The following is a 15,075-nucleotide window of genomic DNA, read 5'->3' on the forward strand; positions in this document are numbered from 1 at the left end:
CACAATGTCCGACATCCTCTGGCAACCCGACGCCAAACGTATCGCCGATTCGCGCATGGACGCGTTCCGGCGTTTCGCCAATCAGCGCCATTCGCTGAACCTGGACGACTACCCGGCCCTGCACCAATGGAGCATCGATCAGCGCGAAGCATTCTGGCAGGCCATCGTCGATTTCTTCGATATCCACTTTCATGACCAGCCCGATGCCGTGCTGCGCGAAGGTGCGCAAATGCCCAGCGCCGAGTGGTTTCCGGGCGCCACCCTGAACTTCGCCGAACACCTGTTGCGTCGCCGCGATGATGCCGTGGCAGTCGTCGCGGTGGCGGAAAACGGTCAACGTGAACAGTTGACCTGGGCCGAACTGGCCCAACACGTCGCCGGATTTCAAGCCAGCCTGCAAGCGGCGGGCGTCGGCCTCGGCGACCGGGTCGCCGCGTGCATGCCCAACACTTGGCAGACGCTGATTGCGATGCTGGCCACCACCAGCCTCGGGGCGATCTGGTCGTGCTCTTCACCAGACTTCGGCACCCACGGGGTCATTGACCGCTTCGGCCAGATCGAACCGAAAGTGCTGCTCACCTGCGCGGGCTATCGCTATGCCGGCAAAGCGATCGACCAGACCGACAAAATCAACGGGATACTCGAGCAACTGCCCACATTGAGGCAGTTGATTATCGTGCCTTATGCCCGGCCGCAAGCCCGCGTCGAGTCTTACCGGACGCAGGCTGAAGTGACCCTGTGGGATGACTTTTATCAAATCGGTGGCGAACCGGATTTTGTCCCGGTGCCCTTCCATCATCCGCTTTACGTGCTGTATTCCAGCGGCACCACCGGTGTGCCGAAATGTATTGTCCACAGCACTGGCGGCGTGCTGATACAACACGTCAAGGAACACGCTCTGCATTGTGATCTTGGCCCCGGGGATCGGCTGTTTTACTACACAACGTGCGGCTGGATGATGTGGAACTGGCTGGTATCGGCGCTCGCCGTTGGCAGCGCCGTGGTGCTCTATGACGGTTCACCGTTTCATCCGGACAATCAACGTTTGCTGAGCCTGCTCGACGAAGAACGTATCAGCGTGTTCGGCACCAGCCCCAAGTTCCTTGCGACCCTTGAAAGCAGCGGCGCAAAACCCCGCGAAAGTCATGATCTGGGTAGCCTGAAGATGCTGCTTTGCACAGGTTCGGCGCTATCGCCACAAAGCTACGATTTCGTTTACCGCGACTTCAAACCTGACGTGTGCCTGGCGTCGATGTCTGGTGGCACCGATATCGTCTCGTGCTTCGTCAATGGCAATCCAATGTCGGCGGTGCGTCGTGGCGAAATCATGGGCAAGAGCCTGGGCATGGCCGTTGAAGTCTGGAATGACGTCGGCCAGCCAGTGATTGGCGAAAAAGGTGAACTGGTCTGCACCCGGCATTTCCCGGCCATGCCGATCGGTCTGTGGAATGACAGGGACGGAACAAAACTGCACCAATCGTATTTCAGCCAGTTTCCCGGTGTCTGGGCACAGGGCGATTACGCCGAACAACGGCATCACGGTGCAATGCTGATCCATGGCCGCTCCGACGCAGTACTCAATCCGGGAGGGGTGCGCATCGGCACGGCGGAGATCTATCGACAGGTCGAGAAAATCGCCGAGGTGCTCGACAGCGTCGCCATCGGTCAGCTGTGGCGTGATGACGTGCGGGTGGTGCTGTTTGTCAGCTTGCGTGAAGGGCTGGCACTGGATGAGGCGCTGCAGCAGCGCATTCGTCAGATGATCCGCGCCAACACCACACCCAGGCATGTGCCGGCGAAGATCGTTGCGGTCACGGACATTCCACGCACCATCAGCGGCAAGATTGTGGAGCTGGCCGTGCGCGAGGTGGTACATGGGCGGCCGGTGAAAAACACCGATGCACTGGCCAATCCCGAAGCACTGGAGCAGTTTCGGGATCGGCCTGAGCTGGAGACCTAGTTAAAGATATTCGAACCCGATTGCGACACCGGTCTGCTCCAGCCTTCTTCCAGGGGCGGATCAGTTAAATCGTGTGTAGTGGCGACGTTCAGCCTGATCAATACAGGGCCGGCAACGGTGCTACCTTCATTTTTTTCAACGGCTTCGCGCAGTACTTTCAGATTGCTTTCGAAGGTCGCTTTATCAATGCTCATCTGACCAAGAAGCGAAGTGAGTACCGCCAGGGAATCAGCGTTTTCAAAGGCCATGGCACTTGGGTGCAAGAGGCTGTCGGAATCTGCAACCGGCAGTCGCCCCAAGGCAAGATTGAGCAGTGCAGTCACGTCCAACTGCTGCCCCGCCCTGGCAGCGTCAGCGACCTCCTGGGCATAGCCAACATCATGGTTCTGTGCGACGCCATGAAATAGCTCGTGGATCACATCATCCGCCACGACGTCATGGTTCATGCCTTTATCGATAAACTGTCGATTGATATTTGGCGTATTGATATGGATGAACGCAATCGGGTTCTCCCCACCGGTACGTTTCCATTGCTTGTAAGCCTGCGGATCGAACTCAGCGATATCGTTCGTCTGCTTGAGCGGGTCGAGAACAAAGTTGCTGATGGAAACGCCGGCAAAATCAGCCCTGATCGCCCGCAGATAATCCAACACACGATTCGCCGCATCGCCGGACGTTTTGCCCATCAATATCTTTATCAGGGCATCACGCTCAGTTCGATAATCATGGTTCATCAACACACTGATCGCACTTTCTATTTTTACCCGCGCCCGCGGCAGGCTTTGCTCGAGGAAGAGTCGCGTGTAACTGACAGGCAGCGTTCGATTGATGCGTGGTAACTGAATCCTGGCAGTCACGTTGAAGTTATCCAAGGCTGGCCCCCAAGGCTTGCCCAGTCGATCCAGTGCATACCACTTGTAGTTATTGCGCGCCGCCAGGCACGTGAGCGTGTCGGCGACCGAAGCATTCGGCCGCCATGTTCCCTGGGCTGCCGAGGCGTTATCGACTGAGCGGATCAGATTCTTGCCTTTACTACTGCCATGCATAGTGCCCAATTGAGATTTGGCCAGTCCCAGAAGTTCCAGCGTGGGCTTGCTGAATCGCAGCAAACCCTTGTGAACGAGTTTACTGACGCCATATATAGCCGTTGGCACTCCATCGACCGGATTGAAAGCAGATACGGAGGTCGCCACCACGAGTTTTGTCACCCGCGCAGCTTTGCTGGCCGCAGAGATTGCCTTGGCGGAAATACTCAAAGCCTTGACCCCGGCACCGTAGAATGCGCCTCCCAATGCAATGACATCCATGAGGCAACCATAGACGCCATCGACGACTTTGTTGTGCTCACCACTTGAAATGTCCTCGATGCACTTTTTGAAAGGCACGGCCAGATCAACAAAATACGTGGCGATTTTCTCGCCTTTGGCCCGCTCCCTTTCCAGTTCCGTTGGCTCTGCAGCAGCCGCCACCAGTTCGTCAAAGCTGATGATCGGATGATGACTGACGATGAACTCGGCAAGGCGCACAAGTTGTGGATGGCTGAAGTTTCTGTAAACACTGCGCTCCAGCTTTACCGATGTGGAATCGGCATGGAGCACGCCAAGCTTTTCCGCAACTGCTTGACCAGAGCCCGAAACGAATTCCGAACTGTCGCCATACAGGTACTTGGAAAAATCAATATTAAAGGACGATTTGGCGATAGGGTCATCGTGCGCCTTCAGATCACCGTTGAAATCAATCCTGGCGGGTTGCTGAAACAAGCCTTTCTTGACCAGTTCATTACCCAGTTGATTGTTTTTGATCAGTTCGCCTCGCAGAGTGAACAGCTCATAAGAGGTAAGCTCAGCGCCATTTTTCACGCACATCAATAGCCCGAAGCGTCCGGTAGCGGCATCCTTGCCTTGTCGTGTTTCGTAATTCACTTCATAGGTAAGCGGCCCGGCAATACGATGCGAGGAGGTTTCAATCGCGTTGTCGCGGAACGTAAAGAAAGTGACGGTGCCTTGCAAAAACGCCTGCAGATCTGCATGAGGCATGTTGGAAAGCGCCAGTTTCACCGTAGCGATCAACGAGCGATTGAGGTTTGTCTCAAAGACCCGTAATTGGCGATGAAACTCTTGGTCATTGGGGCGCAGGCGACGCAGTCGGGGAAACTCTTCGTGGATACTCGCAACCGAAGGGTCATGTTGTTTTGGCCGCTGGTAATTGGTCACGCCACCGTGCAAGGAAGGAATATTGGAATAGACATTATCCGGGAAGATTTGCGGCCGATCCCACTCCCCTCCGGACAGATCGCCAGACATATGCAAATCGATCATGCAAGCAGCCGTCGGAGACGACCCAAGGCCCGGATGCTGGTGAAGTACTTTATCTTCCAGAAAATCACACAGCGGCGCCGCATCTTCCAGCGCCTGCTTTGCGATCAAGCGCCTGTCCGGCAGACGCCCATTACGCGGTACGAAATGGTCCGCATACCCCTGAAAGGCAGACAGTGCGCGCTCTGTGGTTTCTTTTCCGTTGCTCGCCAATTCAGACGATGTCACCACTTCATTGATCAATGCCCAATCGACCATCGGACCGATCATGGCCAGGTCACGCAGATGCACCTGGGCTTCAGTTAAGGGCTCCAGATCGGCATAAGCGACGATTTGTTCATAACTCAGCACACGTGAGGCGCCCTTGCGTACTGATTCGGCCAGTACCACGGCGCGGCAATAACTCATCCAGTCTACTGAACCCAACAGTAACGAAGACGGAATACCCTTGACCAGGAACTCAGGAGCAATACCCGCCAACAACAAGTGTGCGGCCACTGGCGCCAAATCGATTGATGCCATTTGCTTGGTCACCAGAAGGCTCTGCAATTCCTGGCATATGGTTTTGGAATCGCGTCCGACATTGCTCGGTGCGTAAAGCTCAAGGCCGGCAATCGACTTGCAGACAGCGCTGCCGCCAATTGATGGATCGACATCTAACAAAAGTGCGGTCACCAATAACCGGGCGAGACCGGAATTTGAGGGTGTGTCTCCCGGCTGAGAACCAAACCACTGCAGTTTTTGCAGATAAGCCGTGGCCAGATCGCGCGCAAAGGTGTGGCTCAGTACACGGCCAACCCACCCGGCGACGTTCTCTTCGGTGACGGCGGTTTGTCCAGTATTGCGGTGCAGGACATCCAACAGTTTTTTACCTGCACCCACCAATTGTGCAGTCACCAGACGTATGGCGCGACATTGCTCGGCAGACAGGACAATCAGCGAATGATCTTCAGCATCCAACTGTGTCCAGAAATTGCCGAGCACATCCACTTTCGGATTGAATTCAAAATAACCGATCAGGTTCTTCGTTTGCGCCAACGTTTGCGGAACAGGCAGCCCGTGAAACTTGAGCCATTGATCGATATCGACATAATCGACGTCATAGACATACCCGCCAGCCTGTTTGGCAATATCACCAACGACCAGAACATTTTTATATAAATAAGTGAGCTGAGGAATATTATCGAGATCCACTTCATGCCATTTTTCAGTTTCCTTGCGAAAGACTTCAACTCCACCTTTTTCATTTACCCTGACCAACGCCATATTCAATGCGCGATGGCGACGCAACTCACTCATGATCCGGTCGTTGTTGGCCAACTTGCTCCAGAACACGCGCCCGGGGTTGAACACCTCATAAAAAGACGAGCCTGCCCGCACCTCAACGGTATAACCCTGCCAGCTATAAACCGGATCAACCCCTTGCTCTTTGACTCCATCGCGCAACTGGGCAAGTACGAGCTCTCGCTCTTCAGCATCAAACGCCTTTCGACGCTGATGCTCCTGACAAAAAACGCCATAAGACTTGAACAACTTTCCTGCAACCTCAGATGACATCACAATTTCCTTGTCAATATTTATGCGCTCTAGTTGCGCCTGAAAAGCTAACCCCATTCGCAACTAGATAAGCCATCAGATATTTATAAGCCAATATGTAAGCCACGAAAAAACCAACACCCAACTACTCCAACAACCCCCAATCATCATGCCCTTCTTCCCGATGACTCACACTGTCCATTTGCAACTTAATCTTCAACCTCAAATTAGTTACAGAGTCAGCATGTTTCAACGCCTCTTCTTCGCTGAGCACTTGTTCTTCAAACAGACTGAACAATGACTGATCAAATGTCTGCATGCCCACAGCCCCAGACTTTTCCACGATCATTTTAAGTTCACCTAATTCATTGCGGCCTATCAGATCGCTAATAGTCGGTGTTCCCAACATTACTTCCACCGCGGCCCTCCTCTGCCCGTCAACCGTGCGCACAAGTCGTTGTGAGATACACGCTCTCAAGTTAACGCCTAACGTCTGCAACAACGGCGACCGCCGCTCCTCCGGGAACATATTGATAATCCGGTCCAACGCCTGGTTGGCGTTATTGGCGTGCAAAGTGGACAGCACCAGATGCCCGGTCTCGGCGAACGCCAATGCATGTTCCATGGTTTCACGGTCGCGAATTTCGCCGATCAGCACCACGTCCGGCGCCTGACGCAGAGTATTTTTCAAAGCGACATGAAAACTGCGGGTGTCGACGCCGACTTCACGCTGGTTGATGATCGAACGCTGATGACGGTGGATGTATTCGATCGGGTCTTCGATGGTGATGATATGCCCGCTGCTGTGGCGGTTACGGTGATCGATGAGCGCTGCCAGTGACGTTGATTTTCCCGAATCGGTGGCGCCGACGAACAAGATCAGCCCCTGTTTGAGCATCACGGTTTCGAGCAATACCGGCGGCAGTTTCAAGTCCTCGAAACGCGGAATGTCGAGCTTGACGTTACGGATCACAATCGACACATCGTTGCGCTGTTTAAAAATGTTTACGCGAAAGCGTCCGACACCAGTTCGAGAAATTGCCAGGTTCATTTCCAGATCCCGATCGAACTCCCGGCGCTGCTCGGCGTCCATCACCGAGTTGGCGATTGAGGCTATCTCACCGGGCTTGAAGCGTTGTTCGCTCAACGGCGTCAGCACCCCGTCGAATCGCGCACTCGGTGGTGCGCCTGTTGACAGAAACAGGTCCGAGCCGTGACGGTCCGCCAGTTGTTTGAGCAGTGCATCGATTTCCATGGCAAAAAGCACCCGCGAAGCTTTCAATGAACAGAGAGGCCCGGTGCCGTGACGCGACGGGCCAAATGGCGTCTACCGAACTAGGATAGTAGACGCCGCCTCACCGACCGACGCTCAGGATTGATGTAATGAACGCTGTACCCACCACCGATGACGCCCAGGCACTGATCGCCCGTACCGACTGGAGCCAAAGCCCGCTGGGCGCCTCCGGTACCTGGCCGCAGAGCCTGCGCACGGCAGTGGACATCGTGATTCACTCGCCGATGCCGATGTTGCTGTTGTGGGGGCCGGAGCTGACGCAGATCTATAACAACGGCTTTGCCCTGCTTGCCGGGAGCAAGCATCCGAGCGCTTTCGGACAGCCTGCCCACCAGATATGGCCGGAACTTCGAGACTTCACTGACCCGATTTACAGCGCCGTCCTACAAGGCCAGGTGCGCACCTACAGCGAACGACGCTTCACCCTGCAACACGACGGCAAGGATTCCGATTTCTGGCTCGACCTGACTTACAGTCCGATCCGCGATGAAAGCGCAAACGTGGCGGGAATTCTGGTCACGGCGATTGAAACCAACGAGCGGCGGCGTATTGCTCTGGAACTGCAACGGCGCTCCGACGAAAGCCTCAAAGCCCAACGTGAAACTGAAGAGCGCCTGCAACTGGCGCTCGCCGCAACCGATGCGGTGGGCACCTGGGACTGGGACATCGGCGAAGACCGCTTTATTGCCGACGCGCATTTTGCTCAATTGCACGGCATCGATCCCGCCCTGTCGGGGCAGTTGCCAATCACCGAGTACCTGCAAGGCGTGCATCCCGAGGATCGGGCAATGGTCGCGCGCAGCATCAAGCACTGCATCACCCACGGCACCGAATACGCCGAGGAATATCGTCTGCTGCAACCTGGCGGACAACTGCGCTGGGTGTTTGCTCGCGGGCGCTGCTACAAGGATCACCATGACCGGCCGGTACGCTTCCTCGGCGCCGCGCTCGATCTGACCGAGCGTAAACACACCGAACAAGCGTTGCGTCAAAGCCAGACCGAGTTGCAGTTGATCATTAACGCCATGCCGATCCTGATCAGCTATGTCGACCACGAAGAACGTTTTCGCCTGAACAACGCGGCGTATCTTGACTGGTACGGCCAGACGCCGCAGGAGCTCTATGGCCGCACGATTCGTGAAGTGATAGGTGAAGAGGCGTATTTCCTGCGCCTACCGTATATCGCCGAAGCGCTGGCGGGCCGGCCTTGCTCATTCAGCCTCTACACGCCGCACCGCGACGGCAGCAACCGCCATGCCCTGATGAACTACTTGCCGCGCCTGGGCGCAGAGGGTGCGGTCAATGGTTTCTACATCTTTGTGATCGACGAGTCCGAGCGCAAAAAAACCGAGGAGGCCCTGCGCAACCTCAACGAAACCCTGGAGGAGCGCGTCAGCGCCCGCACCGAGCAACTGGCTCAGGCCAATCAGCGGCTGCAGAACGAGATGTTCGAACGCGAGCGCGCCGAAGACGCGCTGCGCCATGCACAGAAGATGGAAGCGGTCGGGCAGCTCACCGGCGGCATCGCCCATGACTTCAACAATATGCTCACCGGGATCATTGGCAGCCTCGACCTGATGCAGCGCTATATCGCCAACGGCCGGACCGATGAGATCGGGCGCTTCACCGACGCCGCGGTGTCGTCCGCCAACCGTGCGGCGGCGCTGACCCACCGTTTGCTGGCGTTTTCGCGGCGACAATCGCTGGATCGCAAGACGCTGAACGTCAACACGCTGATCCATTCACTGGAAGATCTGATCCGCCGTACCAAGGGCGATCCGATCGAACTGACATTGCGCTTGGCCGATCAGGTGTGGTCGGTCAGCACCGACGTCAGCCAACTGGAAAACGCCCTGCTCAATCTGGTGATCAACGCCCGGGACGCCATGCCTCATGGGGGTGAGTTACTGATCGAGACGGCCAACGTCTATCTCGACGGCAGCGATATCACGACGCTTGAGCCAGTCAAGGCTGGCGATTACCTGATGCTGGCGGTCAGCGATAACGGTACCGGCATGACGCCTTCGGTGCGATTGAAAGCGTTCGATCCGTTTTTTACCACCAAACCCATCGGCCAGGGCACCGGCCTGGGCTTGTCGATGATCTATGGTTTTGCCCAGCAATCGGGCGGGCATGTCAGCCTCGACAGCTTGCCGGGCCAGGGCACTTGCGTACGTTTGTACTTGCCGCGCCTGCATGGCGTTGAGCCTGAGCACCCGGCTATGGAGCCGATTGAGCAGACCCCGAGCACCGTCACCGGGGAAACCGTGGTGGTGGTCGAAGACGATCCGGCGGTGCGCATGCTAGTGCTCGATCTGCTCAACGAGTTGGGCTACAACGCCCTCGAAGCAGAAGACGCGAAGACCGCCCTGCCCTTGCTGGAATCCGGCGTGCGGGTGGATTTGCTGGTCACCGACGTTGGCCTGCCGGGCATGAACGGCCGGCAATTGGCGGAAATCGCCCGGCAGCAGCACCCACGACTCAAGGTGCTGTTCATGACCGGTTATGCGCAGAAAGCCGCCGAGCGTCAGGGTTTTCTGGAGGACGGCATGGACATGGTGGCCAAACCGTTTTCCATTGAGCTTCTGGCCAGCAAGATCCGCACGATGCTCAGCCAAACGCCTTGAGTTGAGGCATAATCCGCGGCCCGCCGTCACCCCGTTATCAGGTATCGCAAGATGAAAGCCCAAGCCCGCCACATCCTGGTGAAAACCGCCGAAGAAGCCGAACAGCTCAAACAACGCATTGCCAAGGGTGAAGCGTTTGATGTGCTGGCCAAAAAATTTTCCACCTGCCCGTCCGGCAAGCGCGGCGGTGATCTGGGTGAAGTGCGGCCGGGGCAAATGGTCGGTGCGATCGACGCGGTGATTTTCAAGAAGCCGCTGCGCACGGTCCATGGGCCGATCAAGAGCAAGTTCGGTTATCACCTGGTGCAGGTGTTTTACCGGGACTGAAGGGTCGACTCGCGGACCGACTGCGCAGCAAGCGGCATCCACCGCTTACCTCGGAATCAGCGCCCCAGGCACCTGAATCACCCGACTCGCCAACCGGTGCCCCGCCGCGGCCGCCTCCGTAGGGCTGCCCCCCAGCAAACGACTGGCCAGATACGCCGCACTGAACGAATCCCCCGCCGCCGTGGTGTCCACCACCTTTTCGACCTTTTGCGCCGGCACCTCAAACACCTCACCGTCGCACCGGATCAGACACGCCTGGGCGCCCCGTTTGAGCACCACTTCCGGTGTGCCGATCAGCGCGTAAGCCTCGAACACGGCATCGCCGTCAGCAAAACCAAACAGCGCCTGGTCGTCATCGACCGTCAGCAACGCCAGATCGACATAGGGCAAAACGCTGCGATAGGCCGCCCTCGCATCCTCCGACGACGCCCACAGACGTGGCCGGTAGTTGTTATCGAAGACAATCCGCGCATCACGCTGGCGGGCCTCGGACAACACTTCGATCAGTCTTTCCCGGCCCTGCGCACCGAGCACGGCCAGGGTGATGCCGCTGAAATACAGCACGTCGTAATCCGGTAACGCCGCCAGAATCGGTTCGGCGGCCGGGGTGGTGAAGCAATCGCGAACGGCCGCTTCGTTGCGCCAGTAGAGAAAACGCCGTTCGCCGTTGGCGTCGGTCTGGATGCAATACAGGCCGGGCAAACGACCCGGCAGGCGTTGCACGAGATCGAGGCCAATGCCTTCGCTGGTCCAGATCTGGCACATGGCGTCGCTGAAACTGTCATCGCCCAGCGCGGTGACGTAGTCAACCTGAGCCTGATCGCCCAAGGCGCGGGACAGGTACACGGCCGTGTTGAGGGTATCGCCGCCGAAGTTTTGTAGCAGACTGCCGTCGGCGCGTTGCTGAAGTTCGATCATGCACTCGCCAATCAAGGCGATGCGCGGGCGGTGTGGGCCCAAGGGGCTGAGGCTGGTCATTTTGTGGGTCTCTGTTTGATCGAGGGTGTCTGGGCAGACGCCTTGGCGAGCCTTAGAAACAGGTCTCCATGCACTCGATCACCGTCAACTGCTCGTCGACCAGCAACCCCACGCGCCATTTATCAAAGGTCAGGCACGGGTGCGAAGTGCCGAAGGAAATGATGTCACCCACGCGCAGCTCAACGCCCGGCGCTACGGTCATGAACGCGTGCTGATCCATCACCGCTGTCACTTTGCACGCGCCGACGTCATCGCCCACCGCCGGCACCACACCGGCCTGGTAACGCAGCAACGGTACCGGCAGACCGGCATCGAACGCGACATCCCGTTTGCCCAGCGCAATCACCGCAAACCCCAGTTCCGGCATCGACTGCACATGAGCCCAGACCTCCAGCGCCGGCCGCAAACCTTCGTGCAAATCGCTGCGCCGATCGAGCACGCAGCACTGCGCCTCTTTGTAGATGCCATGGTCATGCGCGACATAACTGCCAGGGCGCAACACACTGAGGAAACGTCCGCCCGCGTTCTGCGCCTCGAACGATTCGGCAATCAGGTCATACCAAGCCGACCCCGAAGCCGTGATGATCGGCTTGGCAATGGCAAACGCGCCGCTGTCCTGCAACTGCACCGCCAGACGCACCAGCGACGCGGCGAACTCACGAATGCCGCTGACCGCGTGATCGCCATGAATCACGCCTTCGTAACCTTCGATACCGGTCAACGCCAACGAAGGTTGCGCGTTGATTGCTTTGGCCAGTTCGATGACTTCCTGCTCGCTACGGCACCCGCAACGACCACCGACCACGCCGTATTCGATCATCACGTTGAGCTTCACACCGCGCGAGGCAAAGTAAGCACCGAGATCGGCCACGTTGTCCGGGTGATCCACCATGCAATAGAACTCGAACGACGGATCCGCCAGCAGTTCGGCAATCAATGCCATGTTTGGCGTGCCGACCAATTGGTTGGCCATCAGCACCCGGCGTACGCCATGGGTATAGGCCGCACGGGTTTGGGTCGCACTGGCGAGGGTGATGCCCCAGGCACCGGCGTCGAGTTGGCGCTTGAACAGCGCTGGGGTCATGCTGGTTTTGCCGTGGGGCGCCAACTCGGCGCCGCTGTCGCTGACAAACTTTTGCATCCAGCCAATGTTGTGTTCCAACGCTTCGCGGTGCAGCACCAGCGCCGGCAGGCTGACGTCACGCGCCAGGTGCGCGCCGATCGCGGCATCGCCCTTTTGCGCAGCAGTATTGATGGCAGTCGTCATGGTCAAACTCCTCGCAGCCGCGGCCGCAGGCCGCCGCGTTTATTCGTTGATTCGCCGGGCGAGGCTGTTGGCGCTCTCGATCAGAACCCGGCGATAGTCGTCGTAATTGTTCTTCGCATCGGCCCGTGGTGCGACGATGCACAGGGTGCAAATGGCCACGCCATTAGGGTCTTTGACCGGAGCGGCGAAGCAATGGGTGAAGGTGTCGGCGACGCTGTCGAAGGAAAAAAATCCGTCGATACCGGCCTGACGGATCTGCGCCAGAAACAGCTCCAGCGACAAGCGTTCACCGTCGGGCAGGACGTAATCGTCTTCGTCGATCAGGTCGACGATTTGCTGGTCACTCAGGTGCGCCAGTAGCAAACGACCGGATGCCGTCCACGGAATCGGCGCGTTCTCGCCGATGTCGGAAGAAATACGGAAATGCCGTTCACCTTCCTTCATCAACGCCACCGTGTACTTGCGCCCATTGAGCAGGCACATCTGCGCGGTTTCACGGGTCTGGCTGACGATCTCCTGCAAGGCGTGATCGGCCTCGCGGCTGAGGTCGAAATGACGCAGGTGCGCCTGACCGAGGAAGTACAACTGCCGGCCGAGATAGACGTGACCGTCCTTGCCCACCGGTTCCAGAATCCGCCGCTCCAACAAGGACGCGACCAACTCATAGACCGTGGATTTCGGGCTGCCGATGCCGTTGGCGATGTCGTTCGGGCGCAGCGGCTGGCCGATTTCCTTGAGGAAATCGAGGATATCGAACGCTCGGTCCAGGCCACGCGCCCGGCGTTTGATGGTGTCTTCGGTCATTTCTGCAGTCCCCAATGAAAGTGCCGGGAGTTTACCGAGAGTGCCGCATCGACGGTAAGAGCGCTTTGGCGAGCAAGCCCCCTCTCAACCCTTTCTCTTGTACGCAATGCAATCGATCTCGACCTTGCAATCAACCATCATGCTCGCCTGTACGCAGGCCCGTGCCGGGGCGTGCTCAGGTTTGAAGTATTCGCCGAACACCTTGTTGAAACTGGTGAAATCCCGCGGGTCGTCCAGCCATACGCCAGCGCGAACCACATCTTCCAGGCCATAACCGGCCTCTTCGAGAATGGCGATCAGGTTCTTCATGGTCTGATGGGTCTGCTCGACGATGCCGCCAACAATGATCTCGCCATCCACCGCGGGCACCTGGCCGGACACGTGCAGCCAGCCATCCGCTTCAACGGCGCGAGCGAAGGGGCGTGGCTGACCGCCAGCGGCCGTGCTGCCGGTGCCGTATCGAGTAATGCTCATGGGTACTTCTCCTGATTACAAAGCAAAAATTAGAACCGCGTGCTCTTGAGAAACTCAGCCAGCCGCGGTGATTGCGGGCGTTCGAACAGCTCCTTGGGAGGCCCCTGTTCTTCGATCCGCCCCTGATTCATGAAAACGATCTTGTCCGAGACCTCGAAAGCGAAACGCATTTCGTGGGTCACCAACAGCATGGTCATGCCTTCGTCGGCCAGGCCCTTGATCACGTTAAGCACTTCGCCGACCAACTCCGGGTCGAGCGCCGAGGTGACTTCGTCGAACAGCATCAGGCTCGGGTTCATGGCAATGGCCCGGGCAATCGCCACGCGCTGTTGCTGACCGCCGGACAACTGACCCGGGAAGTGATTACGCCGTTCAAGCAGGCCCACCCGCTCCAGCCATTTCTCGGCCAGGACCACGGCTTCGTCCTTGTGCATTTTCTTCACCTTGAGCAGCCCAAGGGTGACGTTCTGCAAGGCCGTCAAGTGCGGGAACAGGTTGAATTGCTGGAACGCCATGCCGGTCATCGCGCGATGACGGGCGATGACTTTTTCTGCGTGGCGCACGCGTTTGCCGTTGACGTCGTCATAGCCGATGGATTCGCCGTCGAGCAGGATCTGCCCGCCCTGGAACTCCTCAAGCATGTTCACGCAACGCAGCAGCGTGGTCTTGCCCGACCCGCTGGAGCCGATCAGTGTCACCACATTGCCGCGTTGCATACTGAGGTCGACACCTTTGAGTACTTCGACCGCGCCGTACTGCTTGTGCAGGCCACGGATGTCCAGCAGTGGCTGGCCGTTTTGTACGTTGGAAACTGGAGCGTCTGTCATGGCAAGGCCACCCGTTTTTCAATGTGCCGGCCGAGTAATTCGATGCCGAAGTTGATGACGAAGAACAGAAAACCGGCGAACAGGTAGAACTCCAGTGTCATGAAGTTCCGAGCGATGATCTGTTGGGTGCTGAGCAGCAATTCGGCCACGCCGATCACCGACAGCAAGGTCGACGCCTTGACGATTTCGGTGGACGAGTTGACCCAGGTCGGCAGAATCTGCCGCAGCGCTTGGGGTAACAGCACGTAGCCGAGGGATTGATAAAACGTCAGGCCAATGGCTTTGCCCGCTTCCATCTGGCCGCGAGGCAAGGCTTGCAACGCACCGCGTACGATCTCGGCAACGTGGGAGCCACAGAACAGCGTCAGGCCCAACGCGCCGGCCTGAAAAGCGCTGATCCGCCAGCCCAGCGCCGGTGCCATATAGAAGCAGGCCAGCACCAATACAAACACCGGCGTACCGCGAATGATGTCGACGTAAAAACGAAACGGTGCGCGCATCCAGAACTTGCCGTAGGTCAGCACCAGACCCGCGACGACGCCGAGCATCGTGCCGAACAAAATCGCCAGCGCCGACACCTGCACACTGGTCAGAAAACCCTGCCAGAGCGGCTCGCGCGCCACCCATAACTCATGCAACCAACTGGGGGATTGGTACATCACTGCC

Annotated in this window: 11 protein-coding genes; 3 read left to right on the top strand and 8 right to left on the bottom strand. The window is 57.8% G+C overall.

The features are described from left to right. Positions 1-4 precede the first annotated feature (4 nt). Positions 5-1,960, top strand: a complete 1,956-nt coding sequence (locus AACY50_RS23805) for an acetoacetate--CoA ligase (protein ID WP_339465927.1) — start codon at positions 5-7, stop codon at positions 1,958-1,960. Here the strand turns inward: AACY50_RS23805 and AACY50_RS23810 are convergent. Both AACY50_RS23810 and AACY50_RS23815 read right to left on the bottom strand, forming a co-directional pair. Next, positions 1,957-5,832 (bottom strand): hypothetical protein, encoded by a 3,876-nt coding sequence (locus tag AACY50_RS23810; protein ID WP_339539248.1) that lies wholly within the window; start codon positions 5,830-5,832, stop codon positions 1,957-1,959. The two genes, AACY50_RS23805 and AACY50_RS23810, sit on opposite strands and share 4 nt — an antisense overlap. 124 nt (positions 5,833-5,956) lie before the next feature. Beyond that, complete coding sequence (locus AACY50_RS23815) at positions 5,957-7,066, bottom strand: PilT/PilU family type 4a pilus ATPase (RefSeq protein WP_339433142.1); 1,110 nt, start codon at positions 7,064-7,066, stop codon at positions 5,957-5,959. Positions 7,067-7,194: 128 nt separating this feature from the next. On the opposite strand from AACY50_RS23815, the gene AACY50_RS23820 reads away from it, so the two are divergent. Both AACY50_RS23820 and AACY50_RS23825 read left to right on the top strand, forming a co-directional pair. Next, complete coding sequence (locus tag AACY50_RS23820; RefSeq protein WP_339539249.1) at positions 7,195-9,732, top strand: PAS domain-containing hybrid sensor histidine kinase/response regulator; 2,538 nt, start codon at positions 7,195-7,197, stop codon at positions 9,730-9,732. Between the two features lie 51 nt (positions 9,733-9,783). Next, a complete protein-coding gene (locus AACY50_RS23825; RefSeq protein WP_007912322.1) occupies positions 9,784-10,059 on the top strand; it encodes a peptidylprolyl isomerase in 276 nt (91 codons plus the stop codon). A gap of 45 nt (positions 10,060-10,104) precedes the next feature. Here AACY50_RS23825 and AACY50_RS23830 read toward each other — a convergent pair whose 3' ends face one another. The 6 genes from AACY50_RS23830 to AACY50_RS23855 form a co-directional block, all read right to left on the bottom strand. After that, complete coding sequence (locus tag AACY50_RS23830; protein WP_339433140.1) at positions 10,105-11,037, bottom strand: sugar kinase; 933 nt, start codon at positions 11,035-11,037, stop codon at positions 10,105-10,107. Positions 11,038-11,089: 52 nt separating this feature from the next. Next, positions 11,090-12,304, bottom strand: a complete 1,215-nt coding sequence (locus tag AACY50_RS23835) for an amino acid deaminase (protein ID WP_339539250.1) — start codon at positions 12,302-12,304, stop codon at positions 11,090-11,092. A gap of 39 nt (positions 12,305-12,343) precedes the next feature. Next, positions 12,344-13,108, bottom strand: coding sequence for an IclR family transcriptional regulator (locus AACY50_RS23840; protein ID WP_339465936.1), 765 nt, complete (start codon positions 13,106-13,108; stop codon positions 12,344-12,346). Between the two features lie 84 nt (positions 13,109-13,192). Continuing rightward, complete coding sequence (locus AACY50_RS23845; RefSeq protein WP_339433137.1) at positions 13,193-13,582, bottom strand: RidA family protein; 390 nt, start codon at positions 13,580-13,582, stop codon at positions 13,193-13,195. 29 nt (positions 13,583-13,611) lie between these two features. After that, positions 13,612-14,409 (bottom strand): amino acid ABC transporter ATP-binding protein, encoded by a 798-nt coding sequence (locus tag AACY50_RS23850; RefSeq protein WP_339465937.1) that lies wholly within the window; start codon positions 14,407-14,409, stop codon positions 13,612-13,614. After that, positions 14,406-15,068, bottom strand: a complete 663-nt coding sequence (locus AACY50_RS23855) for an amino acid ABC transporter permease (RefSeq protein WP_339433135.1) — start codon at positions 15,066-15,068, stop codon at positions 14,406-14,408. The genes AACY50_RS23850 and AACY50_RS23855 overlap by 4 nt, the downstream gene beginning before the upstream one ends. Positions 15,069-15,075 lie beyond the last annotated feature (7 nt).

Origin of the sequence: Pseudomonas sp. RA_15y_Pfl2_54, assembly GCF_963971015.1 — a bacterium.
Lineage (GTDB): Bacteria > Pseudomonadota > Gammaproteobacteria > Pseudomonadales > Pseudomonadaceae > Aquipseudomonas > Aquipseudomonas baetica_A.

Bases quoted from the DNA above. Each gene is read 5' to 3' on its own strand.
- AACY50_RS23850 (WP_339465937.1), bottom strand. From the start codon at position 14,409: ATGACAGACGCTCCAGTTTCCAACGTACAAAACGGCCAGCCACTGCTG.
- AACY50_RS23825 (WP_007912322.1), top strand. From the start codon at position 9,784: ATGAAAGCCCAAGCCCGCCACATCCTGGTGAAAACCGCCGAAGAAGCC.
- AACY50_RS23820 (WP_339539249.1), top strand. From the start codon at position 7,195: ATGAACGCTGTACCCACCACCGATGACGCCCAGGCACTGATCGCCCGT.
- AACY50_RS23830 (WP_339433140.1), bottom strand. From the start codon at position 11,037: ATGACCAGCCTCAGCCCCTTGGGCCCACACCGCCCGCGCATCGCCTTG.
- AACY50_RS23845 (WP_339433137.1), bottom strand. From the start codon at position 13,582: ATGAGCATTACTCGATACGGCACCGGCAGCACGGCCGCTGGCGGTCAG.
- AACY50_RS23840 (WP_339465936.1), bottom strand. From the start codon at position 13,108: ATGACCGAAGACACCATCAAACGCCGGGCGCGTGGCCTGGACCGAGCG.
- AACY50_RS23810 (WP_339539248.1), bottom strand. From the start codon at position 5,832: ATGTCATCTGAGGTTGCAGGAAAGTTGTTCAAGTCTTATGGCGTTTTT.
- AACY50_RS23855 (WP_339433135.1), bottom strand. From the start codon at position 15,068: ATGTACCAATCCCCCAGTTGGTTGCATGAGTTATGGGTGGCGCGCGAG.
- AACY50_RS23805 (WP_339465927.1), top strand. From the start codon at position 5: ATGTCCGACATCCTCTGGCAACCCGACGCCAAACGTATCGCCGATTCG.
- AACY50_RS23835 (WP_339539250.1), bottom strand. From the start codon at position 12,304: ATGACGACTGCCATCAATACTGCTGCGCAAAAGGGCGATGCCGCGATC.
- AACY50_RS23815 (WP_339433142.1), bottom strand. From the start codon at position 7,066: ATGGAAATCGATGCACTGCTCAAACAACTGGCGGACCGTCACGGCTCG.